The organism is Shewanella sp. DW31 (assembly GCF_015767295.1).
Lineage (GTDB): Bacteria > Pseudomonadota > Gammaproteobacteria > Enterobacterales > Shewanellaceae > Shewanella > Shewanella oncorhynchi.
On sequence record NZ_JADWMP020000021.1, the window covers coordinates 24,218 to 49,426 of the forward strand.

Here is a 25,209-nt window from a genome sequence, read left to right on the forward strand (position 1 = left end):
TAAGTTAAAGTAAAATTTTACGCTTTCGTCAAAATTGACCTCAATGAAGCCTTATTGATTAAATAATTCTCAGGCTAACCACCGTTTTAGTCCATATCCAGGTATGAATTGAGTATCTGGATAATGGGCATACCGAGTTCTATTACTTTGTTAATTCGCCTGCTTTGTACGCCGCTGACTTAGCGTAGTGGTCAACTCAATTTCGGGCTGATGAATGCTTATACTTACTTTTTAGTTATTGACTAAAGCGCTTTTTGCTGAAATGACAAGTGAGCGTCTAAGACTGATAGATTTGTGATTATTTATGCACATTGTGCTGCATAAATCGAGTTTTACACAAGTTTGTCACGATAATGCGCAAAACACATCGTTTAAGCGCTATAACTCGCGAAAACTGCACTTTAATCATAATTAAAATGCAAAAATCGAATAAATATCATTTGTTTTTTTGAAGTGCTTGCTGAGTAAGTTAGTTGAAACATAAGAAGCTTGATCTATTTACTCGTCAGTCATAACGTAACAATTAAACGGAGACTATAGCGGCGTAGTATACATTTATGGATGATTTTTACAGTTCTTTAGAACGGAGCTTAATAGGTTGCGATGGGGGCAATATTCGAGCTCCGCTTTGGTTTTCTGGTATAGAGTGGGGGTCATCTGATGAAAGGATCACATCGGGGATGACTAGACCTACCTATGCCATATCGAATTATGCTGTGCCCTATTTATCAAAGGATTGGAAGAACGAAAATCCTAGATTGTTAAAATGGCAGTTTGATCAAAAAATCTCAAAGATATTATGCAATGCATATGATTACAAAGGTGATTATCGAGATTACATGCGCCAAAAATACTGCGAAGCGGATTCAAATGAGTTTAAAGTTAACTTATTTCCTCTTCCGGCAACAAACATTGATGAATGGTCAGTTGAACATATTGAACTGACAAAAACTCGTATTAAATACCATTACCAAACATATTGCGCACACCATCGATTCAAGCTTCTACATCAATTAGTAAAAGAGTTTAAGCCAAAAGTTATTGTCTGCTTTGGTAGGAGCTTTTTGGAAGAGTTCAAGCTTGCATTTTGGGGGGACGGTGCACCACAATCTTTCAAAGAGACAAAACATGAGATAGGCGAGCGAAACAGCTTATCGGTTCTTAGTTCAGATAACGCTACGAAGTTAGTTATAGCACCATTTTTGGGACGAAATTTAACCGCGGATAGTGACTTAATGGAAATTGCTGAAGTTGTAAAAAGAATGATCATTCCATAGAACTTTCCCTCAACTATAAGAAGAGGAGATTCTGAAATGCCTTATAGACCAATGCCTGACTCTCGACGCAATATCCGAGGGGTAATTTATCCACTTACAGAGGCAATTCGACGGCTTTATGGATGTCGGTCTACCGACGGTGCTTATCCCTTAGGTGCATTTTATTCAATAAACATTAGTACATCCGTTTGGCGTTCTGCTGGAGGGATTTGGTACATACCTGCATCAGAAAACGACCTCAATGAAAGAAATCCTCGAGAGGAGTCTGTCGTAGCATTCATGCTGAGTATTTCATCTGGAGAACCTGTCGAGCTACCAAGTGGTGTTATGGTCACTTGGGAACGTATTCCTACCCATGAGGCGAGCTTCCTTCCACATATTAAGGCATAAATACACTATGCCACTTGTAGTGGTCAAGTCCAACAAGCGATTTATGCCCTGCCAACAGCGCATAAAGACTAAGACGTTAGCCCTTACAAACATTAGAGCGTGCACATGGAATTGAGTAAGCCACAAAGTTTATTTTCTCTTGTCGCTGGAGATACAGTTTCAAAGAGAAATTTATTTGACCTAATTCAGTACTCTAAGGTTGAGTCCTCGCAGTATTGGTCGGGTTCTGAGTTTGCAATCTGGAATACACCTCAGCAAGGCATAAACTGGATTGGAAAGTTACCGTCCGTGAAAGCTGTAATTATAAAAACTCGTCCCGGATCATATGAAGAAGATGGCTGGTCTGACGATACAAAATCGGTATTTCACTATTCATTTAAAGCAAGGAATGGAGAGGTTAATTTTCAGGAAAAGGCCAACGATGTTCTAATAAAGCAACCACAGCATCTTTATCCTATCCTCCTGTTCACAGAGTCAAAGGAAAAATGGCTTTACGAAGGTGATTTTTCTGTTTCAGAGATCGAAGAAAAATTCGTTGTACTTACTCGAAAAGGTTCATTGTTTGAGGATGAAGTTGATGATCAGAGCGAGGTGCTGTATCAAGAAGGTGAGCGTCGTTATGTCACCCATTTGATGGCAGAAAGAAGCAAGACGGTAGTTTCCGCAGTAAAGAATGCTCGCTCATGGTTCTGCGAAATATGTTCATTGGATTTTCATAAAAAATATGGAGTTAAGTATATTGAGGCACACCACAAGACTCCAATTTCTACTTACTCAGAAAAGTACACCATCAAACCCCAAGATTTAGCGCTTCTTTGTCCTAACTGCCATAAAGCCGTTCATATACTCATGAAGGAAAGTAACATTGAATATAATGAAATAATCAAAATTCTGGCTTCAAAGGGCTAACAAGCGCATGTTGCCTGATTGGTTTTCCGCTGCGTTTCAAACCCGCTGCAGAGTTTATTTCGCGACACTTTAACTTAGTGCTGCATGAAGCTAATAGGCGTCTAGTGAAGAAGCTGCGATTCACTTCTTGACCAATTTAGGATACAAACATGTCGGCGGCTTAGCCATTTTCGCCAACATGTTTGTATTACTTCTCAGGACGTTAGTTCCGTTACGAAAGTATTTCCCAAACTGAACGAATTGAAATTTATTTAGAAAGCATATTACCTAGTGCCCAGTTGAGACTCTGAGTATTTGTCGTGATCGATGAGCGAACAAACTCGAGAAACATTGGTAAGGTCTCAATTACCATAACTCTTAGCTCTCTCGAGCTATCTGCTACAGGAGTTTCATCGCCCACATTATCATTTATCTTTTTTGTGTAGGGAAAATAACTAGGCCCGTAAAGTATGTTGCCCCAAGCATCACGCACATAATCGCATTCGGAAATTACTTTCCTGATTACTAGCCTTCCAGAGATATAACCTGGTTGATAGGTGGTCACGGTGAAAGGCTGAAGGGGAAAATGCTGAGGCTGTATACTAGGCATTCCTGAAGGTGGTTCGGGAAGTCTTGGGAAAAGTGGGTATTGGTACCAGAAGTTAATATTAATTTTATTAAGACCCTTCTCTGTATCTGAAAAGATCTTGTTTGCTTCGTCGAATGTGGCGTTGTGCTTAGTGGTAGCTTCTTCAAGCTGAGCCATAGCTATGTATGTTTCTACTCATGTCTAAATCTCCTTCCAGAAGTACTACTAACAGTCAGATAGCAGTGTGTTTGTGTAAAATATGCTTCGAAACAGTCCCACGTCAATGAGAAAAGCTTCAGGAGTACGTATATTTAAAACAAATATTATTTGTCATGTCAAAGTATGCTGTAAATGGAATGCGGTAGTTATCGAGTTAGTCGCGGCCTCATTTGCTATCAAAGCAGTTTAAGGATGTGTGAAAACACGCGATTTCTGCATGTTTGTTGATTAAAATGCAGAAGTTGTTGTTTGTCTAACAAACTCGATAGTTACGTCGTGAAGTTGCTTAGCAGGTTGCTTTGTTATGAGCTTATAAAGTCGTCTCAAGAACCCGTGGCGATTCCGTATGACTTCGCGAATATATACAGCATAACTATCAAAAATGTAACTTGTTGATGAGTTAGAATTTAATCTAGGTTAAGCTTATCCAATAGTATTTTAATCATAAGAGTTAAGCATGTTCGAGCTGCTTGCCGATGTATTCTCGTCCGCCGCATTCAAATACCTTACAGCCGTCGATGCCAGTCCTGTGTCAAATCAGCACGAAATAGGCGGGCTGATCAAGGCAGGCATTGGCAAAGACTTGGGAACTCCTGATGACGGCAGCCAGATAAAGATTGCCGCAATGCTTGTCTACCTCACTGAGGAGGAAGGCGAGCCGATCATCAGCGAGGATACAGTTACTTGGTACGATACACGCTACCAAGACCCTAACCGCTCTCCCGAGTGGCGTCTCTATTACAAATCTAACGATGTTAGTAACAGGTTTGAGCCCGGCGATTTCTTCTTGATAGCGGTTACACGTGAAGGGACGCTGCTGATGATCTTCTGTCCCCCTGGTAGCGAGTACGAAGATCAGATCCGAATACTTTTCGGTGTGCGGGATACCGATACCAATGAGAGGGGGCTAACCGGCGTGAAGGTCGACCAGCCTGGATTCACCCTCCCCATCAGGCTGATGTTCGCTCGGTACGGTATAGAAATCGGCTCCGACGGTACAGACTACCTTCAGCTTATCCTCGATAAGTTCGGTGCCGAATTTCCAAAAACCAAGGATTTCTCCAAATTTGCACGTGACCTAACAAGGGAGTTATCTCCGGTCGATAACCCCGACACGGCGCTCATAGAGTGGATGGAGACTGAAGAGTCGGTGTTCAGGCAGCTTGAGAAACACATCGTGCAGCAGAGACTGCGCGAAGGGTTCGGTGAGAATGGCGACGATGTCGACGAGTTCGTACGCTTTTCGCTCAGCGTCCAGAATCGTAGGAAATCACGGAGTGGACATGCTTTTGAGAACCATATCGAAACTATATTGTTTTCCAACGGCATCATGTTTGACCGCGGAGCCATAACAGAGGGGAGACAAAGGCCTGACTTCCTATTTCCCGGCAGTGGCAGCTATGCCGATACTAGTTTCCCGGTAGAGAAGCTCCGTATTCTCGGGGCTAAGACTACCTGCAAGGACAGGTGGAGACAGGTGCTGGCTGAGGGCAAACGAGTTCCGCGTAAGCATCTTATAACAATGGAACCAGCTATCAGCGAAGCCCAGACTCAGCAGATGGAAGAACTACAACTGCAGCTCGTGGTACCTGAAGCAATCCAAGCGAGCTATAAACCGTCGCAGGCCGAATGGCTGATGTCATTCAAGAACTTTATCGACGAAATCAAAAGTATACAGCGCTAGTTGGAGCAAACACAACGTGAATACACAAATGCAAGGGACGCAAACACCTGTCGGCAACGGTACTGTGCTTAGTCAACTGGATCTGGACAATAAAAGCATTCAGTTCGAGCTCCTTAGCTACGACAAGCACCAGACCCTAGAAGGACTACAAATAGAACCAGTTGCCATGACTTACATAAAGTACCTCGAACAACTAGGCCTCGAGGTGCTGAACGTTACGACAGTTATTGCTCTGCAGAAGGGAGCCAGAAATGCTCGCTGTTTCTTCGTTTGGGACCGAAGCAACAACTGGGCAAGTCAAGAGTATATTAGAACTCTTCATAAACTTGCGCCTAAAACCACCTTTATCGTCGGCTTCGACGAGGAAAGCTACGACTTCTACTGTCACAAACCCGGACAAGAAGAAAAGGTATTGCCGCTTCAAACCTTCCTGCAACGAAAAAGACGTTGCGCAACTATCCTTTTCCCCGCTATCCAACAGAATGTCAGGGATACAGAAAGACAGATGGCTGTTTTCTGGGGTAGATTACATGGGGCCTTTGAAACAAAAGATAATTTTAGGAACGAGGTGCTGCTTAATAGGGTAATGAAAAACTTCGTGATCCAGCCATTTTTCAGTTGGCTATGGGACCTCGATCGGATCGTCCTTTACAGAAAGCAGTTCTGGGAGATCGAACTCAAACACAAGTTCCCCTTTAGGCGCGGCGCCAAGGCTCCTCTCAAATTTGGTATCAATGTAGGCCAAGCGAAACTAGTCAGGGACTTAGGGAAGGCTGGTGTCCGCACCCTGCACCTGATCCTAGTAAAACCTGACTGGAATAAAGACTCCGATCCCGGCTACATCTTTAACCGCCGGGACATTTACAACAAAGTTCTGCTCATTGGCACCGAGTTGACCATAGCCAAGGTCGAAACTCTTCTGAACCAGAAAGCCCAAGAGAGCGATGAAACAACTAGTTTCACTGGTGCGACCAAGAACCGCTTCCTTGAGATTCCAGCAACGGATTTCCATGTCCTTGGTAGCTACCAGACTCCACCAGAAGAAGTGGCAGAGAATATAAAACTCTTGCTGGAAGGAGCCTCCCTTGAAAAGGTCACGGATAGACTGTTGGAAAGTTGCCGAATAAACAAATAACCCCCTCTATATGCGCAAATGCCTCAAATAGTAATTACTAAAGTCCACATCGATTCACCAGATATTCATAAGCTGTGTCGTTCGCTACGATGACTCGATTTAGGATATGCTTAGTACTGGATATCCATACAATATAAAAATACTCTCTGGGAATTTTGTGTGATAGAATTTACGTAAAACTCCCATAAAGTATCGTTATGTTATATAAAGAAATACTAATAGGCGATCAGTTTGACAAACTGAGAATCGAAACGAATAGATTACAAAGCAATAAGTTACTTAAACTACTTGTTGAGATTTATGATCAAAAAAATCTTGCTATTCAATTTCAGACGCTTGGCGGTGATTTCTCATCGGTGACAAGAGAAAAACTTAATAAGTGGAAAGCCTCAGCAGAAGAGCACCCAATCATTTTCCACGAAAGAGCGATAGCGCATCTTAGAGAAAATTTACTACCTCGTAAACCTACACACTGGGATAATCCTGATTTCACATTTATCGACTTATTCGCAGGTATCGGTGGAATAAGAAAAGGCTTTGAAGCCGCGGGCGGTAAGTGCGTGTTTACAAGTGAATACGATGCAAATGCTCGCAGAACATACCTTGCAAACCACTTTGTGGATGATAGCGAATTACCTTACTTTCTAAACAGTGAGGAAGATGACCCACATAGAAACAAATCATTTATGGATATTACAAAAGTAACAAGGAGTGGTGATGACACTGCAAGTAGATACGAAAGAAAGCAAAGTATCCTATCGCACATTCCAGAGCATGATGTATTGCTTGCGGGCTTTCCTTGTCAACCGTTTTCTCTTGCTGGAATTTCTAAGAAAAACTCACTGGGTCGCGCCCACGGTTTTGATTGTGATACTCAAGGAACACTATTTTTTGATGTTGAACAGATACTTATAGTAAGGCAGCCAAAATTCTTCGTACTTGAGAACGTAAAAAACCTTAAAAGCCACGACAAAGGAAATACATTCGCAACGATCATTAGAGCGTTAGATAAAGCTGGTTACTGGATTGCTGATATCAGCAATCAGCATAAAGATATTGAAGAAGCCATTAAAATTGTACGTATGCGTAAGCCTGAGCCGACAATCATTGATGGCGCAATATTTACGCCACAACACCGCGAACGTATCGTTTTAGTCGGTGTGAGAAAAGACGTATTAGCAGCCAAACCTGAACTAGCAAGATTAAGTTTAAAAGACATCCCTAAGCCAGAGCGACGCTATTCATTAGCAGACATTCTGCTTCCACTCAGCAAAGCCGAGCAAGATAAATACACGCTTACGCCAAACTTATGGAACTACCTATACCACTATGCTCTCAAGCATCAGAGTAAAGGCAATGGTTTCGGTTTTGGATTAGTTGACCCTAAAAATGAACAAGCAGTAACTCGGACTTTATCTGCTCGCTATTACAAAGACGGTTCAGAAATTCTGATAAACCAAAATGGCTTAACGGATGAGTATCTTGAGCGTAGAAAGGAGTTCGCTATTCGCAAAAATCAAGATAGAGAACAGTTTGCTTTAGCGTTTGCGAATAAATGGAAGAAAGGTCACCCTGAATCGACTGAAGATGCTTTTAATGAACAGATTAAAAAAGGCGAGACTATGTATGATGACAAGCACGGTCGTTATGCTGAGGAATTTGACTCCCAGTACCGCACTCCCCGACGTTTAACACCTCGTGAATGTGCGCGTTTAATGGGCTTTGAAAAGCCAGAAAAAGACAGAAGCGAAACTGATACTAATTTTAGAATTGTGTGTGCCGACACCGCAGCGTATAAGCAATTTGGTAACTCTGTAGTTGTACCAGTATTTAGTGGTGTGGCTGATTTGCTGAAAAGATGTTTGTAGGGAGATGAAATGTAAAAACCGTTTTCTTAGAAGTCGAAGGCGGTTCTAATATATACCTCTGTAGTTGCTAAATAAACAATGCCACTACAGTTAAAACACGCGGACAATAATGTATAAATCAATTAAATTTTCTGATAGTCACTTAGCGGAAATGCCTGATCCATTTGATTATAGTGATCTATCAGAGAATAAGTTCGAAATGGGTATGGGGAACTTCGAAAAATTCATTCTATATAATAAAGCCCCTAGATATCTATATGTTGTAAGGTGTGCAAGTTCAAACTTCTATAAAATAGGTATTACCAATGATTTAGACAAGCGTTTACAAACACATCAAACAGGCTGCCCTTTCGAGCTGACTTTAGTTCTCTTTAGTGAACCAGAGCTAGAAGACATGTATGCTCGCGAAATAGTCTATCTGGAAAAATTTCTACACAGTAATTTTAAAAAATTTCATGTCAGAGGTGAGTGGTATGAACTCTCCTATAACCATATATCCGATATTATATTCTTTTTAGAAAATGATAGAGGTCTTGAGGTTATAACTAGCGAAGATGATTCTTTATCAGTTTACGAAGCTAAGGTTGATGAAATCGTTCGGTTAGAAGGCAGGATGCCGTAGTGTGACTGATAGTCCGTTGTTTCTAAGGCAAAGATTTAGGATGATCGTTTCTTTTGTTATGTATAGGGCTGATTATGAGTATTAAACAGGCAACAGCGTTAACTTTAAGGCAATTGCGCAACCAGGTTGGACTAAGCCAAGAACAATTGGCAAGGAAGTCTGGCATTGATCGCACTTACATTTCTGGAGTTGAACGCTCAGTTCGCAACATAACCCTTGATTCGCTCGAAGGCCTAATTGATGCGTTAGGTGTGACTTCTGAAGAGTTTATCCGTAGATTACATATTGAGCTGATTAAACAGGGGTCATAGCTGCTCAGTTTGAGTTACTTTCATAGGCTGTTTTCATCTCAGGCAATGCGTAGTATCAAGGTAATGGTGTTAAGCCAACTCATTAACTAACACAATCATTGAGTTATCATACTTTTTATTTCCTTGAATAATTCTATTTGCCTCTGTCTCGGCAGCGTACCAAGCCTGACCCAGTTTAGAATCACGATCCTGCTTGTAGGCGGCATAACATTCTGCTGGTTCCAAATCGTGTTCCTCAAAGTAAAGAACAGCTAATTCTAATCCCTCTTGCGCTAGATAGTCAGGAACATCACCAACACCTTCAGCGCCTAATTCAAATTTATCCATCATTGTTTTTCCTATGTTTTCTTTCGATTGAGGCGTTTGCAACAGCCGTCGCTAAATCGCTCAGGATTGTGGTCCCATGATTAATGGGCTGAGGCTAACTGTCTCAGATATGCCGTTAATTCAGAAGGGCTTTCAGTCGCCAATACCACTTCGCTATCCTCACCCGTGTAGATTTCTGGGTCAGCCTCTGTACCTTCATTGATTGCCGTCATCACAAGGTAGCGTTCTTGCCCTAGTTCGCGGCTATCGGGTTCTTCATAGTCGACCCAAAGGACAAGGTACTGAGAACCTGCTTTAAAGGTAAAGCTTGGGCTGACGTCATTGTGCCAGCTCTTATCTGTCAACCAAGGGAAATCTGCGAGGTTAAAGCCTAAATTAAAGTCTTCACCAAACTCGCGTTTATAGTGTGTCATTTCAAGCTCCTGAGTTTTATGTCGGTATCCTATCATTTGAAACCATCCAATGGCGAGGGTATGACAGGACAATAACTTGTTGCTATTGCCAGTCTCTTATTTACAGAAAGGTATTCATTTCAAAAGGTAATCTTTAGACTAGAAGCGGTAGGCATTGCTGCGCATTTCCTGCAATGCCTACCTGATTGGCTGTTGTTATTTCTTAGATACGTTTCTTATTAACCTAACATGCATGTTAACGACTGAATAATTCCAACTCCCGTATCCATGTGCAAAATTAATGTTCCATGCATACCCCATATTGATAACATTGCCGCTTGCGGTTGATGTCCAGAATGGTGCGGCGGGAGTTTGTGGAAACGCAGCTTGTGCAATAGCAGGACTGTCAAAGTCACCCTCACATACCCCATCGCCAACCTTCCAATATCTTGGTTTGCCTGATGAGCAGTAAGTGAGTAAATTCAGCTCATCTTTTGTCGGTAAGCGCCAATCGGAGTAATTACCATCTGAGTATGACATTGCGTTTGCAACTGCCCAAGTGAAGCTGCTTGCCTTACCTTGGCAACTCTTGTTCTGCCATGTTTGCCCGATACTGCAACGCATCCACATCTGATTGGACAACAAGTCTGTAATGGTGCCATCGCCATTATCAAGATAACGCGTAGCAAGCGAACCATCACCAGTTGGGGTAAATGTGGCGTTAATTTGGCAATCTGATGTCACTTTTCCTGTTGTGTACTCATTGTTATTGAGCGTGCCGTTACAGCCTGTGACGGATTCAATTTTATAGCCGATGTCCGTTGAGATAGTAAAGCTGGTATTGGTGTTGTAACTGACATCAATACTCTCGGGACTGATTTTGCCTCCGGTTGTTGCTTGCGTGGTGATTTTGTACGTGCTGAGTTTGAAAGATACGGTGACTGCACACTGGGCATTTATGACTGCCGTTTTATAGCTGCTCTGGGTTAATGCGCCACCGCAACCACTGATATCATCGATTTGATAGCCGGTATCGGGTGTCACGGTGAAGGTGGTTGTATGGCCGGATTCAACCATGTTGATTGCTGGGCTGATTTTCCCGCCAAGGCTTGCCGTCGCTGGAATACTGTAGACGGTTGGGGTGATTTGTCCGTTGTCATCGTTGCTGCCACCCTCCGAGCCGCCACAGCCAGCGAGTAATGTTGCCGCGACTATGCTCAAAAGCAGTGGATTTGCCTTTGATTGTGTTGTCTTTACCGACGTTATGGCGTGTTTGATGCTTGCGTGAATGCACTTATTCATAGGTGTTCCCTGTTATGTCGTCCTGATTAAAGCAGGCTGTTGGTCTTGATTATTACTTCGTTACTTGATTGAGGAGGATGTTTTCTGGTGTGAATATTTCGCCGATAGCCTTGTTGAGTGAGTTACTGTAGATGTCATCTAGGGCATTATTGGCGGTGATATACGGGGTGTACTCTTTACCTTCTCCCAATGACAGTTGCCACCTTGTGGTATTCACTTCAAAGGTATCGTCGAGATTGATGAGAAACTGAATCGTCAATGATGCGCGCGTGACCTGAGAGATAAAGGCTTCATCGACTTTTCCTGTTACCGCTTCAGAGGCTTTTTGACCCATTTGCTTGAAGTGTTTCAGCTTCATATTGCAGGTATAGACCACTGTGGTAATACCATTGTTGGCTTCTTGCTCTACCCAAGCCGTGTTGGCGCAAGGCGTCCATTTATCAAACGCCTGACCTATGTTGGTTTGCTTGTAGTCTTCGAGGAACCCCTCTTTTACATAGATAATATTTAATGGTTCACCGAAACGAATGCCGAGAATGATTAAGACGATAAGGAACGCAACAAACGTAACAACCGCAGAGGATATGATACCTAACCAACTCGTCATCCACTTTGGCATCCAAGGCCATATAGTTTCACCGAGCTTGTAATAGCGGTAATAGTCATAATTAGCCGTAAGACCAAAGACAATAGAATTAATGATAAAAGGAAGCTTACTCAGATTCTTATCAGTAATGAGTGATGCAACCGCTAGGATTATCAGGTTCAGCAGCATTAGCATGAGAAACAGATAAATGCCTTTCTTCCACATGCCCTTAGCGAAGTAGTACCCCGAGCCAAACACAAAAGCGAGCGCATTCATGTTGACTACATTCTGCCCCTTTAATTGCTCCTTTTTTGGCCTTGAGGTATGTGCAGGACTTTTTGCTGAAGCAAAATAGCCCAACTTGTCAGCTTGTCTTAGGTCAAATTCAGCAAACACCTTTTGCCAGCCTTGACTTAAATCATCATAGGATTTCACTGTCGGTTTAGTGGCTGCTGTAACAGGCTTAGCTTCAATCGATGGCTTCGCTACTTGTTTTGGTGTAATAGGTGCGGTGGCTACAGGGGCTGACGTTACGGCTTGAGTTGCTACGGGCTTGATGTGGGTAATGATACCCACACCGTTCAGCTTGGCTTTTAGTGCGTTAGCTTCACTTTCGCTCAGAGCTTTCTTAATGCATATCGGGTTACCTGAGAACAACAGATGTGCTTTTTCTTCTGGGACTTTCAAAAACTTTGCCAGTGCCTGACTCAGCTTATGACGGTCTTTCCCTTCAGCTATCTCACCTTTAAAAATGACGTTGTAGGAGTTCATTACCTTTCCTTGTGATACGTGAAGAGCAATCGGCTTTGCTAGACATGCAGAACTCAGGTTTGCTCAAGGACTTAAATGAGGATTATATGCATTAAATGCGGATTATAATCCGTGGTTAGTTGGTAAGCAAATTCCCATAGTGGTTGCCTTGTGACGAAGGAGACACTATGAAAACATTAGCGACTGAATTTGGTCATGCGATGCGCAAAATGAGAAAGCTCAGAGGCTTATCTCAAGATGAATTGGCGTTACGTGCAGAGATTGACCGCAGTTATATCGGCCGAATAGAACGAGCTGAGGCGAACATCACGCTCGATATGTTGTACAAGATTGCTGAGGTGCTCGACTGTGAGCCACATGAGTTGCTGCCGAGTCGAACATCACTAAAAGGTTAGGCATTGTCTAAGGCTTAAATACAGCCACGCTGTTTGTAGCTGACTTGCCACTCTTTAAACAGCTCAGTCAATCTCACTTCATTTTGCTTAACGCCAGACGTTCTTTTGGTTTTTACTTTGGACTTGGCTTTGCCTAGGTCAACACCCGACAGTTCTTTACTGTACATTTTCGGCGTCACGTGGCTGTAGTGCTGTTCAATCATGGCAATGCTAGTGCCACATTGTTTAGCCAATACTTCCATGCTGACGTTACCTGATATCAGTTGCCAAGTAATGTAGGTATGGCGCAATGAGTAAAGTGTTCTAACGCCATGGGGGGATGACTTTAAACCTGCCGCTTTTATCGCTTTATCAAAGGCTTTACCGAGTTCATTGGTTTCACTTCCGTCGACTAAGCGAAACAGCTTGTCAGAAGGCTTTCTGTTTGGGAAACGCTCTCGTAACTCTTGAACGCTGGAGAAAATTTCATCACGGCAAACCACTTCTCGGACGCCCGTGTGTTTGACTGTTTTCCCCTTGGTCACAGTGATATAGAAGATAATGTTGTGCTCATTAGTATCGATGTGGATGTCACCCCATGTCAGGCTTTCCATTTCTGTTCCTGGTCGAATACCTGTGTTCACCGCAAACTCCATATAGTCCATCAGTAGCTCACGAATTTGGCGGGTTTTCTCTTTACGGCTGTTTTGCTCAAGCTGATATACAGCATCGAATGCTTTGTCGTATTCCTCTGGTGAAAAGTGCGCGCGACGTTGTGATTCAACCCCTTTGGTAGATAGTGAGGGGACTTGTGCTGCCAGCATCCACTTACAATCTACGGCTTCCTTAAACACTAATTGCAGGGCTGCGTTGTGGTTCAGTAGCGTTGATTTTGCGGGTTTCCGGCCAAGTAGCTTTTCACGCCATTCATCAAAATCACGCAGCTTTTCATTATTAATCGAAGTGATGTAAGTGCGATCGAAAAAGGGGATATGGTACTTGCGAAGCACCTGAATGTAGGTCGTAAACTTGTGATTTTTGTCTTTGTCTTTGTCCTTCTCCTTTTTGATAATATCTGCCATGGTATTAATGGCTTTTTCAGCCACATCACGAAAGCGCTTGGAACTCACCAGTTGATTACGGTCTGCCATAAATTGGTATTCGATTTGAAGCCGATACGCCATACCAATGGCTTTCTCTTTTTCTTTCTGCTTGGTGGCTTTAGAGTGCCACTTACCTGCAACTTTGATGCGGGCATACCAACGCTCGCTGTTATCTTGTTTATAGACGTATAATTCGTCTGAAATGTCATGCCGTTCGACTTGTTTGCTCATGGTCTGATTCTGATGCTATTTTGCAAAGAATTTGCAAAGTTTGTACTTGTGCCGTAACTATATGAAAAGTAATAGTGATATTACAAGCGTTATATTCAAAATCCCCCGCCCTTAAAAGCGTGCCAGTTCGAGTCTGGCCACTGGTACCAAATCCTTCTGATGAAGGAACTAAAACCGACCTAGAGTCGGTTTTTTTGTGCCTGAAATTTGGTTTTCGCTCGGTGCTCTAGGTTGAGCTAGTGGGATTCGGCGATATCCATTTGCGTCATAGTCACGCCTTTGATTTGTGCATAAATCGCTTTTCCATGAGTGAGTTGCAGTTCGTCGCAGGCCCAAGGGGTGATGTTGGCCCAAAGTTCATCGCGGCCTAGGGCGATTTTTAATTGGATTTGCTCGCCGTTATCGCTGGGGTATAACTCTTTAATTTCTCCCTTTAGCAGGTTGCGGATACTTGAGCCTTTGGGGATATCAGTGCAAACCGAGACATGATTTGCCTGAATACACACTTTGAGTTTCTTCGCCGTTTCAGCCAGATAGCCACTTACCCACAAATAGTTTCCATCATCCATCACGAGTCGAGTCATGGGGTAGTCGGGATGTCTGTCGGCGACCTTTGCACTGAGGAGTGAGCTGAGTTCCTGCAATGGCACCCAAGGGCGCATTTGCTCGCTATTCCACACTTCACTTAAGGCCCCTTGGGCGATCAATTTCCCCTGATGCAGCACCAGCATATAATCCGCCAGTTGTAAGATCTCATCTAAGCTGTGGCTCACATACACTATCGGCAGTTTTAGTTCCTGCGATAAGGTTTGCAAGTAGGGCAGTAACTCGCGTTTACGGGGTAAATCGAGTGATGCCAGCGGCTCATCCATTAGCAGCATGTCAGGTGATGTCAGCAGGGCACGGCCAATGGCAACCCGTTGTTTTTCACCGCCCGATAGCGTGCTGGGATAACGACTGAGGAGTTTTTCAATCCCTAGTAGTTGCACAATTCTATCGAACAAGACTGGGTTAGCTGTACGCATACCATAGTTGAGATTGCCCTTCACGCTATAGTGCGGGAACAGTCGTGCTTCTTGAAATACATAGCCAATTTGGCGCTTCTCTGGGGGAAGGTTCACTTTGCCTTGTTGATAAAGCAGTTTGTCGCCGAGGCGGATTTCACCGCTATCTGGGGTTGAAAGCCCACCGAGTAGGTTCACTAGTGAGGTCTTACCCGCACCCGAACGGCCAAAAACGGCTGTCACGCCTTGCAATGGCAATTGGGTATCGACTTTCAGTTGCAGTTGTCCGAGTCGTTTTTCAATATTGATTGTTAACATACGCTTGCCGTCCTCTGCAGGGCTTTTTTACTCAGCCATTGGGAGGCAAGTAAAGACGCGAGTGCGATAACGATCGATATAATGCACAGACGCATGGCCTGATATTCTGCCCCTGGGGTTTCAATAAAAGAGTACATGGCGAGCGGAATCGTACGGGTTTCACCTGGGATATTAGAAACGAAGGTAATAGTCGAGCCAAATTCCCCTAGGCTGCGGGCAAAGGCGATAATCATGCCTGACACTATCCCTGGAGAGGTGAGTGGCAGTGTGATGGTGAGAAATACTCGCCATCGACTGCTACCTAAAGTGCGTGCGGCCTGCTCGAGTCGAATATCAACGGTTTCAAAGGATTGGCGTATGGCTCTGACCATCAGCGGGAATGACACTATCGCCGCCGCGAGGGCCGCACCGCGCCAACTAAAGCTAAAACTGATACCAAACCAATTAAATAACCACTGGCCGATAAAACCTTGGCGGCCCATGCTGATCAGCAAGAGGTAACCCACTACCACGGGCGGTAACACCAGTGGTAGATGGAGCACACTGTCAAATATAGCCTTGCCAGGAAACTCGACCCTTGCCAGTAACCAAGCGCACAAAATACCCAAGGGTAAACTGGCGATAACGGCAACGGATGACACCTTTAAACTGAGCAGCAGTGCGGCAATTTCATAGTCGCTTAAAAGAGAGCCACTTAGCAGAGAGCCGCTTAACAAAGAACCACTCAGCACCCTAATTCACTCCAAAGCCATATTTCTCAAACACATTTTTTGCGCTTGGGCCCTGCAGATACTCATTGAACGCTTTGGCGCTTGCGGTCGATTCTTGTTTGACTAAGGCGACAGGGTATTCAATTGGGCTGTAACTCGTTTCTGGGAAGGTGCCAACGATTTTGATCTTTTGAGCGACTTTCGCATCGGTTGAATACACTATGCCAAGCGGCGCTTCACCCTGTTCAACCAAAGCGAGGGCGGCACGGACATTGTTAGCACGGGCGAGTAAGGGCTCAGCGGCTTGCCACAGTTTGAGGTTTTCGAGGGCTTGCTTGGCATATTGTCCAGCGGGTACATGATCAGGGTCGCCAACAGCCATACGACTGCCTTTTAATGCGGCTTTAATATCCCAATCGCCATTGAGCACGACTTCTGTGATGGGACTATTTTTCTCGGCAATCAAGACTAAGGTATTTTTTAACAAGGTTTTTCGGCTGTTAACATCGACCGCTTTAGCATCGACCAGATAATCCATCCACTTTTGATTCGCCGAGACAAACAGATCGGCGGGCGCACCATTGGCGACTTGTTTTGCCAGTGTTGAGGAAGAGGCGAAGGAGAATATCACCTTAGTATTGTGTTCTTTTTCATATAGCAGGCCGATTTCGTTAAGTGCATTGGTGAGCGATGCCGCTGCAAAAACAGTCACTTGCTCATTGTCTGCCGCAAAAATTGGGCTAGATGTCAGTACCATTGTGAATAACGAAGCCGTGGTAAAACGCAGTAATTGCTTAAGGTGAATGGATTTCATTGTGTTCCTCCGTGATAAAAAGTGATCGTTATATACCAATCTATATATCGATCATTCAAGTCCTAAGCAATCAATTAGTGATCTGTGTGCGGTTTCTTGCTGATTAATGGCATTAATCCGCTGAAATATCTCGGCAATCTTATTGGTATCCTCAAGACGATGAAGGACAATAGGACTCAAGTCAGACTTGGGTGCTGGATAAACGATGGATTTACATGCATTACTTACGCTTTCCCTCGGGGATAAGCCCTTCGCCAATCCTAGGCGGATAAGCCTGCTTGAGCAGGTTGCCAACACAGGCTCGATCAGCCAAGGCGCCAAGCTTGCGGGGATCAGTTATAAAGCGGCGTGGGACGCGATCAATGAGATGAACACCGCCATGCCCGAACCCGTAGTGTGTAGCGAAAAGGGCGGCAAAGGCGGTGGCGGCGCTAAACTCACCGAATTTGGCGAACGGTTGCTTAAGGTGTATTCCATCACCTCCCAAGTACAAGAAATGGCTTTGGCTGCCTTGCTCGATGAGTCCGTCGATATGCACAGTTTATTGGATGTGATGGCGCATTTCTCTCTCAACACCAGCGCCCGCAATCAGTTAACGGGGCGTATCAATAGCATTGATTCATTTGGATTAAATGACAAAATCAGCGTGACCTTAGCGGGCGGACAACAGATTCAGATTTCAGTGACCCATTCGAGCCGCGAACGCTTGCAGTTAGCCCTGGATAAATCTGTGTTGTTACTGTTTAAAGCCCCCGCTGTACTGGCGACGACTCATGCCTGTGAAGTTGATGGGCAAAATTGCCTAAGCGGTCGTTTGCTGAGCGTGACTGAACTTGGCGATAAGGCCGAATTAGCCATAGATATTGATGGCAAAGACATCATCTATTCAGTGATGCCACTCACCCAAATGCAGAGTTTGGCTGTCGGCGAATCATGTTTCGCCTGTTTTGATGCCACGCAGGTGATCCTCGCCAGCATGAATTAGTCGAATTGAATAATTAATTCGATTAATCATTGGGTTATTCACTGGGGATGGCCAGTAACTTGGCGTTATTGTTGTCGAATGGGATCGTTCGTTTTTGTATTTAAATCAAGAGTTGACCCAAAGGGGGAGCAACAGCAATCCTTTCTTGGATCTCCTTTGCCAAACAACGTCCATGTTTAACTGTCAGTTCACCATCTCAGGCTCTCGTTCGTAACACTGCTACACAGCACGGTCGCTTATCTATTCATCAACACTGATAGCTTCACTAACTTAACTCATTTAGGACGGCACATCGATAGCCTTGTTGGTGTAACAGGCATTTTTGTGCGTAGGGTTATACGGAGAAATGCAGTAATTACAGCGGCACTTCCAAGCAAACACGGTGAAGAAACTGAATGTGTTATCGACAGTCAGGATGGGCAAAGAACTGTTACGGCGACGGCATGACTATTCCATATCAGCAGATGACGCGCTTTGTGCTGTGAAGAAACAGGCTGAACTCTCATTAATTCATGGCTGTTGGGGTTATGAATTATTAGGGGATCCTACTGTGCTCTGCTTATATACCCTCTTTTGCGATTAACAGTGTATTAAAATGTAAGCTCTGGCTGTTCGGCTACTACACGTTTTTGCGAAGTTTTATTGATACAGTAGATTGCCTTGCTAAATCTTCAAGTGTTAATCATTGTGCTAGCAATGACTCTTGAGTTTCTTTAATTTTGGCCGTTTCCCCTACATCCTTTAATATTTTTCAGTTACTTAGGGTTTTCAGTGTGGTAGCGATTTTTAGTTATAGTATTAGCTTGGATCATTTTTATCTCCTCAAGTTAAATAAGTTGGCATCACAATATTACTTCAGAAAAAGAGTTATAAAGGTTTAAAGTTAAAGGTGAAAGCGTATCTATGATGAGTGTCATGATTCTATAAATGCATCACTAAAACACTTTTCCTAAAACAGTAACTTGCTTTAACTCGTAGATGAATTTAACAAAAAATTGACCAGCTTGAAAGTTGTTAGAGTAATTAGACTGTACATGATATATTAAAAAATTAATTTAATAATGATTAAAGTGTAATATTTATAGGTTTAATGGTTAGCTATTATATAACTCTATTGGCTTTAATAGTTTTTTATATCAAGGGTAAATGTTAATTATCTTATTTAAAATAATTGCTGATTAATGTGAGAGTGAATAGCTATAAATAATGGGTAAGTCTGAACTTAGATAATTAACTACTAAAATATGCCTAAACGACTGGCCATACGTTATAAATTTTATCAAATAGCAACTATTCTTTATTTTGGTTAAATGATTTATTGTTGAGTAACCCGATATAATTTTTTGCAAAAGCTTCTCTACCAACTATACTAAAGCCCAACCAGTAAAAATGTCGGCCATTACCATCAAGTGTTTTGTATCCGTTAAGGTACACATGTCCTTATATAGAAGAAGCTCTTAATCCTTCAGCAGCATCATTCCTTAAAGTTATGAAGGAAAACTGAGTTACCTGAGAGAGAAAAACTAATCTTGTTGCTATTCAATTTTTATTTTTATACATTAAACTTGCACCATGATTACTATTTTTGTATAACTATTTTAACTGATTAATTCATTATTTCTTAAATATTAAACGGGTTTTAATGCTGTTAAATCATTTTTTCATCGATGGTTTTAAAAACTTTTTATGATTTTGAGTATTAGAGTCTAGGGACGTATATGGCATTTAGTCATGGAAAAGTGATCAATATTTTAGTGGTCGATGATCATTCGTTGATTTTTGATGGATTAAGAGGCTGTTTAGCGCCTTATCCTGAACTTAATCTGATTGGCTCGGTTGAAGATGGGCTTGCGGTATACGAGAAATGCCTCAAACTCAGGCCAGATCTGGTCTTTATGGATCTTAAATTACCCGGAATGGGTGGATTGGACGTGATCCGTCAGCTCAGACAACGTTGGCCAGAGATGATGATTATTATGTTAACGGCGACGATTGAGGAAAAAAGTGCACGGGAAGCGCTTGATGTAGGCGCCAATGGTTATGTATTAAAAAATAGCCCTAAGAGCACATTATTAGCGGCAATTAAGTGTGTGAGTAAGGGCAAAAATTTTATCGATCCTAGTTTAGATGAGCAGCAAATAGCCGCTTTGAGTGGAGTGGTCGATGGGGATATCCCTTTGCTGACCCCCCGCGAGCAACAAGTGCTAAAACTGATCTGTGAGGGGCGCCGCAACCGTGATATTGCTGAAGATTTAGTGATTGGTTTAAAAACGGTAGAGACTCACAGAATGAATTTAATGCGCAAACTTAATGCGCATAATGTCGCCGAGTTAATGCATTGGGTGCAAAGACTCGGATTATAAAGATGGATGTGGCGTAAGCACAGTTTGTGCCGTGCTTGCACTTTTAGTCTAAGATCAACTTTCAGCGTCTAATGCGTGAATTAAATTATCGAGTGCGCTAAATTCTGCTAGGCTCAAACATTCTTTCGTTTCGAGTGCTACCTCTAAATCTGCCGCTTCATTTGCAATGTTTTTTTTACCTGCTAAGCCAGCGCTACCTTTGATGGTATGCAGTACATCACTCAATTCTTTCCAAGCTTGATTCTCTATATGTAACTTGGCCTGATGTGCCATATCTGCCAGATGCACGGCGAGTCTATGATTAAGATCTGTATGCGAAAAATCAATCATAGGCGCATCGATTTCATTGTTTATCACGAGCTGCATATCACGATCTAACTGCATATCAGCCGCGGCTTCGAGTGCATGGTTAAGTTGCTTCAATGACACTGGTTTGGTTATATAACTATTCATTCCCGCGGATTCTATTGTGTCATGCTCTTTAGGATTGGCGTTGGCAGTGAGTGCAAAAATTGGGCAATCACCATCGAGAATATCTTCACTATTGCGCCATCGTTGCGTTGTTTGATAACCATCGAGTCCTGGCATACGAATATCCATAAGGACAAGATCGAAGATATGTCGAGTACCTTTTTCTAACGCGGCTTCACCACTGCTAACGGCAATGACTTGTTGTCCTAATTCAAGCAACATTTTACCTATGATATCGCGATTAGTTTCGACATCGTCGACTAAGAGGATCTTTAACCGCCAAGGGAGAAGTGTTGGGGTATGCTGACGTTGCTTATGTGGCAGGTTGTGGCGAATTTCAAAGAGCCTCTGCCATAAACGAGCCGGCAAGTGAGCCAGTTCAGGAGATGCTAATGCCGGATTATCCCCTTCAATGGGGCAAGCTCCCCAGAGTGTGAGTTGTGGATGTAAGGCTAAAGGAGCGACAATCACAGTATTAGGTAAACATAAGGGCGCAGTTGGATCAACTAAGGGTAAATCGAGAATAAAAGTACTACCTTCGCCCAAAGTGCTAAACATTGTGAGTTTGCCTTTCATTTTGCTGGCGAGTTTCGCTGAGATAGGTAAACCAAGCCCTGTGCCCGATTTATGATGGCAAGTTTGTGCAAAAGGTTCAAAAATACGCTGCTGATCTTGAATAGCAACCCCTCCCCCCGTGTCTTCCACACTAAAATACAGATGCTGCTTAACCACTTCGATACGTAATAAAATCTGGCCAGCTTCGGTAAATTTAGCCGAATTACCGAGCAAGTTAACCAGAATTTGCCTGACTCGCAGAGGATCCAGTAGTGCTTTCTCGGCGACATTAGCATTGACTAAGCATTTTAGGGTGATGGGTTTATTCACGATCCGAGATTGGATGGTGATCATTGCATCATCAGCCAACTTCAAAATGGGGTAAGACTGTAAGTTCATTTCAATTTGGTCGGCTTCTATACGGGAAAAATCCAACAAATTATTGATAATGGCGAGTAAAGAATTGGCACAATTATATGCGGTATCACGCAAATCCATTTGCTTAGGTGTCAGTTGGGTATTACGTAGTAATTCGAGCGACCCAGTAATACCATTCAATGGAGTTCGAATTTCGTGGCTGATAGTTGTTAGATGCTCGGTTTTACGTTCATTGGCCTTTTCTGCTTCTTGCTTAGCCAAGGCTAATTCATTGGTACGAAGGGTGACTTTTTGCTCTAACTCGTCATAGCTTTCTTTTACTGTATCGAGTAGATGATTATAGGCTTTCGCAATTTGTCCCAGCTCGTCATTACGATCCTGTGGTAGTCGGTGTTCGAAGGTCGACTGACTGGCATTATTGATGATATTTACGAAGTTTCTCATAGGTTTGCTAAGGTTAATCTTTAATATATTCAGCAGGATAGTTGCTGTCAAAACTAAGACCAACAGAGCGCATGGCAGCTCTTTAAAAAAAGGTATTAACGCCATATCTTTAAGATAGACATCTGAAATTAATGTGATGTGCTGCCAGCCTGGCCCATGAATATGCTCTTTTATGACATAGTAATCGCCCAATGGGTGTGCGGTGTTCTTAGCATGTGGGTGGTCATGACTAAATTCATCTTTGAGTTTAACGAGTATCGACGGAGTTAAGGTTAAGGTAGATTTAGAAAATAACTCCCCCTTTGGTGTCATGAAAAAGCTAATGTCCCCAGGTCCTAAGGCATTATTTAGTGACATTGCTGACGCTAAATTGATACTAAAACCGACTTGTGGGGATAGGGGATCCTGTGGATCACTCGAGTAACTGAAACTTAAGTGGTAGTCTTCTGAATTCTTGTCCTTGAGCGGTGTTCCCCAACGATAACCTGTAGTCGACGCTTGTACTGAGAGCTGTTTTATCTCGCGTAGACGAATTTGAAAATATTCATCATTGGCATCGGATGCTGCATAAATCGTAATACCTTCGTTAGGTTTCAAGATGAAAGTATCTAAATATCTGTGTTGCCCAGCACTGCCAAATGTTTGCGCGACCCACATGGTCAAAGTATCGTCATGGCTTTTCGCTTGGAATGGAAAATAATGAGACACAATTTCCTGGTCATTCACTTTGTCTATTGAAGCGAACTGTTTGAGCTGTTTATCGAGCTGGCGCACATCATAACTGGCATCGGTGAAAAGTGTATTACTCACCTCGGCCCGTAATCCGCTGAGCTCACTAAAGGCAACTAAGGAGCGTTCGAGTGTATGGCTGAACGTGTTGTTATAGGATAGATATTCCATCATCAGCCACAGAGCTACGAGCACTGACATAAAGGAGACTGTGAGCTTAGTAACTAAGGAAAACTTCCATTGGATCTTCATCTATGTTCTCTGCTCATCTTATTTCGGCCTTTGTCAGTTAAAAATACGCTATTCATCTTGTTCTTGCATGAACTTCGAAATCCATTCGAACCATTTTCTCATCTTAACCACATTAACGGCCAGTGCTATCAGGTGAATAACTGAGGCTTGGTATTTTTCATCTACCTACCTTAAGTAGTTAAGGTGTTCACCTGATGGGCGCTAGGCTTAGACACTTACATACTGATCCCATGAAAGTGAAACAGGGTGTAAAAATGCTGACGAGATTGATTGAAAGTGGCTTCTTGGCTAGCCAAAACGTCGAAGGAAACACGACTTGGACCTTAGCCGAAAGACAAGCCCTCGTTCTCGAAACTGACACCTCTGTATCTATTGCAATAGTGCTAGCGATTTCGACCGATATTGCTGTGGATTGGCTAACACAAGCAACGCTCGCATTAGCCGCTAGTGATCACGCCTTAGATTGTGGCCTTCAGCTTAGAGGTGAACTCTGGTTGTTATGGCGTTATTACGATGAAATTCAAGATGATGAAGCTTTATCTAAAGGGATTGTCATGCAACTTGCTATAGCGAGGTTTCTCGAAAAGAGCCTGCTTAAACCTGTTGATAGCAATCGAGCTTCACTTATCGGGAGGACAGTATGAAAAAACTACTCAGTCTACTGTTACTTTGTCAGATTGGCCTAGTTCAGGCTGCACCACTGACAAACATTAAATGGCAAGGTGAACCCTTTGTAATGATCAGTCGAGGCACTGCGCTAGCCTCCGTCATCCAAGACTTTGCCAACAATTACGGCGTACCAGTCATTGTCAGTAACAAGGTCAACGACAACTATATCGGCCAAATCCAAGAACAAGATCCTAAATCCGTTATTCAAGATCTGACCCGTCGCTATGGCTTAGTTTGGTACTACAACAACGAAGTCTTATATGTTTACAAAGCCAGTGAAATTAATAGTGAAGTGCTACCGTTAACTAGCTTATCCGCGACTAAGGTCGACCATTACCTGCGCAGTGCAGGAGTGTTAGATAAGGGGGTCTGTAACATTAAATCTATGGCAGGGATCAGTGGCTTACAAGTCACAGGTGTACCCGAATGCATTAACAGTGTCACCAAACTTACGGCACAACTTGATGCCAATGCTAAACAAACCACAGAAAACCAAGAAACGGTTAAAGTCTATCCACTGAAATACGCATCTGCCACAGACTCTATTTATGAATATCGTAGCCAACCTGTGAGTATTCCTGGATTAGTCACGGTGCTAAAAGAAATGGATCAAGGTACACAAGTCGCCAATGCAGTGGCGGGTTCTGTGAGTAATATTAGCGGCCCAGTCTTTGCCGCTGATCCTCGTCAAAACGCCATCATAGTCCGTGGAAGTGCCCGTGATATGGCCACTTATGGCTCTTTGATAAGACAACTCGATACTAAGCCCACCATGATTGAAGTGTCTGTATCGATATTCGATGTGGACGCCTCTGACTTTAAACAGTTGGGCATAGATTGGTCGGCGTCAGCCAAATTAGGGGGTGGTTCAGTCAGTTTCAACAGTGGTGATAGCAGTGACAATTTTTCCACTGTCATAGGCAATACAGGCAACTTCATGATGCGCCTCAATGCACTAGAGAAGAACTCTAAGGCCAAAGTGCTCTCACGTCCCTCTGTGGTTACGTTAAACAATGTGCAAGCAGTACTCGATAAAAACGTGACATTTTACACTAAGTTGGAAGGGGATAAAGTCGCTAAATTAGAGTCAGTGACCACTGGTTCTCTATTACGAGTCACACCAAGATTGATTGATGAAGTAGGTCATCAGGCTGTGATGTTGGATCTCAATATTCAGGATGGTCAACAGAGCCAAGCAGTGAGCCGTAGTGAACCATTACCACAAGTGCAAAACTCCGAGATCTCGACTCAGGCGACGCTGAAATCGGGGGAGAGTCTGTTACTCGGCGGCTTCGTACAAGATAGAGATGAAACGACCCAGAACAAGATCCCGTTACTAGGCGATCTACCATTACTGGGCGGTTTGTTTAGAAGCACAGATCACCACACTCAAAGCGTGATGCGTCTGTTCCTGATCAAAGCGGAACCCGTTAACCAAGGAGATTAAT

At 43.2% G+C, this 25,209-nt stretch carries 22 protein-coding genes and 1 pseudogene; 13 read left to right on the forward strand and 10 right to left on the reverse strand.

Annotated elements, in window-relative coordinates:
- Nucleotides 1–680: 680 nt before the first annotated feature.
- Both GWI56_RS16525 and GWI56_RS16530 read left to right on the forward strand, forming a co-directional pair.
- On the forward strand, nt 681–1,277 hold the full coding sequence (locus GWI56_RS16525; protein WP_198573530.1) for a hypothetical protein: 597 nt from the start codon (nt 681–683) through the stop codon (nt 1,275–1,277).
- A gap of 495 nt (nt 1,278–1,772) precedes the next feature.
- Nucleotides 1,773–2,576, forward strand: coding sequence for an HNH endonuclease (locus GWI56_RS16530; protein ID WP_198573531.1), 804 nt, complete (start codon nt 1,773–1,775; stop codon nt 2,574–2,576).
- 247 nt (nt 2,577–2,823) lie between these two features.
- Here the strand turns inward: GWI56_RS16530 and GWI56_RS16535 are convergent, their stop codons facing one another.
- A complete protein-coding gene (locus tag GWI56_RS16535; protein ID WP_198573532.1) occupies nt 2,824–3,321 on the reverse strand; it encodes a hypothetical protein in 498 nt (165 codons plus the stop codon).
- A gap of 499 nt (nt 3,322–3,820) precedes the next feature.
- Between GWI56_RS16535 and GWI56_RS16540 the strand changes: the two genes are divergently transcribed.
- The 5 genes from GWI56_RS16540 (at nt 3,821) to GWI56_RS16560 (ending at nt 8,983) form a co-directional block, all read left to right on the forward strand.
- Entirely contained in the window at nt 3,821–5,047 is a 1,227-nt protein-coding gene (locus GWI56_RS16540; protein ID WP_198573533.1) for a type II restriction endonuclease, read from the forward strand.
- 16 nt (nt 5,048–5,063) lie between these two features.
- Nucleotides 5,064–6,182, forward strand: coding sequence for a hypothetical protein (locus GWI56_RS16545; RefSeq protein WP_198573534.1), 1,119 nt, complete (start codon nt 5,064–5,066; stop codon nt 6,180–6,182).
- A gap of 197 nt (nt 6,183–6,379) precedes the next feature.
- A complete protein-coding gene (gene dcm, locus GWI56_RS16550) occupies nt 6,380–8,050 on the forward strand; it encodes a DNA (cytosine-5-)-methyltransferase (RefSeq protein ID WP_198573535.1) in 1,671 nt (556 codons plus the stop codon).
- A 109-nt stretch (nt 8,051–8,159) separates the two neighbouring features.
- Complete coding sequence (locus GWI56_RS16555; RefSeq protein WP_198573536.1) at nt 8,160–8,672, forward strand: GIY-YIG nuclease family protein; 513 nt, start codon at nt 8,160–8,162, stop codon at nt 8,670–8,672.
- Nucleotides 8,673–8,746: 74 nt separating this feature from the next.
- Nucleotides 8,747–8,983 (forward strand): helix-turn-helix transcriptional regulator, encoded by a 237-nt coding sequence (locus tag GWI56_RS16560; protein WP_198573537.1) that lies wholly within the window; start codon nt 8,747–8,749, stop codon nt 8,981–8,983.
- Nucleotides 8,984–9,052: 69 nt separating this feature from the next.
- On the opposite strand, the gene GWI56_RS16565 is transcribed toward GWI56_RS16560, so the two are convergent.
- The 4 genes from GWI56_RS16565 to GWI56_RS16580 form a co-directional block, all read right to left on the reverse strand.
- Complete coding sequence (locus GWI56_RS16565) at nt 9,053–9,313, reverse strand: hypothetical protein (protein ID WP_198573538.1); 261 nt, start codon at nt 9,311–9,313, stop codon at nt 9,053–9,055.
- A 77-nt stretch (nt 9,314–9,390) separates the two neighbouring features.
- A complete protein-coding gene (locus tag GWI56_RS16570) occupies nt 9,391–9,723 on the reverse strand; it encodes a hypothetical protein (RefSeq protein WP_198573539.1) in 333 nt (110 codons plus the stop codon).
- 195 nt (nt 9,724–9,918) lie between these two features.
- Entirely contained in the window at nt 9,919–11,004 is a 1,086-nt protein-coding gene (locus tag GWI56_RS16575) for a DUF1566 domain-containing protein (RefSeq protein ID WP_198573540.1), read from the reverse strand.
- Between the two features lie 52 nt (nt 11,005–11,056).
- Nucleotides 11,057–12,361 carry a DUF2628 domain-containing protein gene (locus GWI56_RS16580; RefSeq protein WP_198573541.1) on the reverse strand — a complete coding sequence of 435 codons (1,305 nt, stop codon included), beginning with the start codon at nt 12,359–12,361 and terminating at the stop codon, nt 11,057–11,059.
- Between the two features lie 167 nt (nt 12,362–12,528).
- On the opposite strand from GWI56_RS16580, the gene GWI56_RS16585 reads away from it, so the two are divergent.
- Nucleotides 12,529–12,756 carry a helix-turn-helix transcriptional regulator gene (locus tag GWI56_RS16585; protein WP_115335460.1) on the forward strand — a complete coding sequence of 76 codons (228 nt, stop codon included), beginning with the start codon at nt 12,529–12,531 and terminating at the stop codon, nt 12,754–12,756.
- A gap of 14 nt (nt 12,757–12,770) precedes the next feature.
- On the opposite strand, the gene GWI56_RS16590 is transcribed toward GWI56_RS16585, so the two are convergent.
- From GWI56_RS16590 to modA, 4 genes are all read right to left on the reverse strand, one after another.
- Nucleotides 12,771–14,069: a site-specific integrase gene (locus GWI56_RS16590; protein WP_198573542.1), complete on the reverse strand. Its 1,299-nt coding sequence runs from the start codon at nt 14,067–14,069 to the stop codon at nt 12,771–12,773.
- Between the two features lie 236 nt (nt 14,070–14,305).
- Nucleotides 14,306–15,391, reverse strand: a complete 1,086-nt coding sequence (gene modC / locus GWI56_RS16595) for a molybdenum ABC transporter ATP-binding protein ModC (protein WP_198573543.1) — start codon at nt 15,389–15,391, stop codon at nt 14,306–14,308.
- Entirely contained in the window at nt 15,385–16,122 is a 738-nt protein-coding gene (gene modB / locus GWI56_RS16600; RefSeq protein WP_006083011.1) for a molybdate ABC transporter permease subunit, read from the reverse strand. The genes modC and modB overlap by 7 nt, the downstream gene beginning before the upstream one ends.
- A gap of 1 nt (nt 16,123) precedes the next feature.
- The gene (modA, locus tag GWI56_RS16605; RefSeq protein WP_198573544.1) at nt 16,124–16,915 is read right to left on the reverse strand and encodes a molybdate ABC transporter substrate-binding protein; all 792 of its coding nucleotides are present in this window, start codon (nt 16,913–16,915) and stop codon (nt 16,124–16,126) included.
- A 205-nt stretch (nt 16,916–17,120) separates the two neighbouring features.
- On the opposite strand from modA, the gene GWI56_RS16610 reads away from it, so the two are divergent.
- From GWI56_RS16610 to GWI56_RS16620, 3 genes and pseudogenes are all read left to right on the forward strand, one after another.
- Complete coding sequence (locus tag GWI56_RS16610) at nt 17,121–17,900, forward strand: TOBE domain-containing protein (RefSeq protein WP_198573545.1); 780 nt, start codon at nt 17,121–17,123, stop codon at nt 17,898–17,900.
- Between the two features lie 295 nt (nt 17,901–18,195).
- Nucleotides 18,196–18,483: pseudogene (locus GWI56_RS16615) on the forward strand (hypothetical protein); the annotation flags it as partial.
- Between the two features lie 1,135 nt (nt 18,484–19,618).
- Nucleotides 19,619–20,263 (forward strand): two component system response regulator, encoded by a 645-nt coding sequence (locus GWI56_RS16620; RefSeq protein WP_131525039.1) that lies wholly within the window; start codon nt 19,619–19,621, stop codon nt 20,261–20,263.
- A gap of 54 nt (nt 20,264–20,317) precedes the next feature.
- Here the strand turns inward: GWI56_RS16620 and GWI56_RS16625 are convergent, their stop codons facing one another.
- Nucleotides 20,318–23,092 carry a two component system sensor kinase gene (locus tag GWI56_RS16625; protein ID WP_168826752.1) on the reverse strand — a complete coding sequence of 925 codons (2,775 nt, stop codon included), beginning with the start codon at nt 23,090–23,092 and terminating at the stop codon, nt 20,318–20,320.
- Between the two features lie 254 nt (nt 23,093–23,346).
- On the opposite strand from GWI56_RS16625, the gene GWI56_RS16630 reads away from it, so the two are divergent.
- Entirely contained in the window at nt 23,347–23,736 is a 390-nt protein-coding gene (locus tag GWI56_RS16630) for a hypothetical protein (protein WP_242068425.1), read from the forward strand.
- The gene (locus GWI56_RS16635; protein WP_131525041.1) at nt 23,733–25,208 is read left to right on the forward strand and encodes an EscC/YscC/HrcC family type III secretion system outer membrane ring protein; all 1,476 of its coding nucleotides are present in this window, start codon (nt 23,733–23,735) and stop codon (nt 25,206–25,208) included. The genes GWI56_RS16630 and GWI56_RS16635 overlap by 4 nt, the downstream gene beginning before the upstream one ends.
- Nucleotide 25,209: the final 1 nt, after the last annotated feature.

Excerpts from the sequence above, each read along its gene's own strand:
- GWI56_RS16525 (WP_198573530.1), top strand. The coding sequence starts at position 681 with ATGACTAGACCTACCTATGCCATATCGAATTATGCTGTGCCCTATTTA.
- GWI56_RS16530 (WP_198573531.1), top strand. The coding sequence starts at position 1,773 with ATGGAATTGAGTAAGCCACAAAGTTTATTTTCTCTTGTCGCTGGAGAT.
- GWI56_RS16535 (WP_198573532.1), bottom strand. The coding sequence starts at position 3,321 with ATGGCTCAGCTTGAAGAAGCTACCACTAAGCACAACGCCACATTCGAC.
- GWI56_RS16540 (WP_198573533.1), top strand. The coding sequence starts at position 3,821 with ATGTTCGAGCTGCTTGCCGATGTATTCTCGTCCGCCGCATTCAAATAC.
- dcm (WP_198573535.1), top strand. The coding sequence starts at position 6,380 with ATGTTATATAAAGAAATACTAATAGGCGATCAGTTTGACAAACTGAGA.
- GWI56_RS16555 (WP_198573536.1), top strand. The coding sequence starts at position 8,160 with ATGTATAAATCAATTAAATTTTCTGATAGTCACTTAGCGGAAATGCCT.
- GWI56_RS16560 (WP_198573537.1), top strand. The coding sequence starts at position 8,747 with ATGAGTATTAAACAGGCAACAGCGTTAACTTTAAGGCAATTGCGCAAC.
- GWI56_RS16565 (WP_198573538.1), bottom strand. The coding sequence starts at position 9,313 with ATGATGGATAAATTTGAATTAGGCGCTGAAGGTGTTGGTGATGTTCCT.
- GWI56_RS16570 (WP_198573539.1), bottom strand. The coding sequence starts at position 9,723 with ATGACACACTATAAACGCGAGTTTGGTGAAGACTTTAATTTAGGCTTT.
- GWI56_RS16575 (WP_198573540.1), bottom strand. The coding sequence starts at position 11,004 with ATGAATAAGTGCATTCACGCAAGCATCAAACACGCCATAACGTCGGTA.
- GWI56_RS16580 (WP_198573541.1), bottom strand. The coding sequence starts at position 12,361 with ATGAACTCCTACAACGTCATTTTTAAAGGTGAGATAGCTGAAGGGAAA.
- GWI56_RS16585 (WP_115335460.1), top strand. The coding sequence starts at position 12,529 with ATGAAAACATTAGCGACTGAATTTGGTCATGCGATGCGCAAAATGAGA.
- GWI56_RS16590 (WP_198573542.1), bottom strand. The coding sequence starts at position 14,069 with ATGAGCAAACAAGTCGAACGGCATGACATTTCAGACGAATTATACGTC.
- modC (WP_198573543.1), bottom strand. The coding sequence starts at position 15,391 with ATGTTAACAATCAATATTGAAAAACGACTCGGACAACTGCAACTGAAA.
- modA (WP_198573544.1), bottom strand. The coding sequence starts at position 16,915 with ATGAAATCCATTCACCTTAAGCAATTACTGCGTTTTACCACGGCTTCG.
- GWI56_RS16610 (WP_198573545.1), top strand. The coding sequence starts at position 17,121 with ATGGATTTACATGCATTACTTACGCTTTCCCTCGGGGATAAGCCCTTC.
- GWI56_RS16620 (WP_131525039.1), top strand. The coding sequence starts at position 19,619 with ATGGCATTTAGTCATGGAAAAGTGATCAATATTTTAGTGGTCGATGAT.
- GWI56_RS16625 (WP_168826752.1), bottom strand. The coding sequence starts at position 23,092 with ATGAAGATCCAATGGAAGTTTTCCTTAGTTACTAAGCTCACAGTCTCC.
- GWI56_RS16630 (WP_242068425.1), top strand. The coding sequence starts at position 23,347 with ATGCTGACGAGATTGATTGAAAGTGGCTTCTTGGCTAGCCAAAACGTC.
- GWI56_RS16635 (WP_131525041.1), top strand. The coding sequence starts at position 23,733 with ATGAAAAAACTACTCAGTCTACTGTTACTTTGTCAGATTGGCCTAGTT.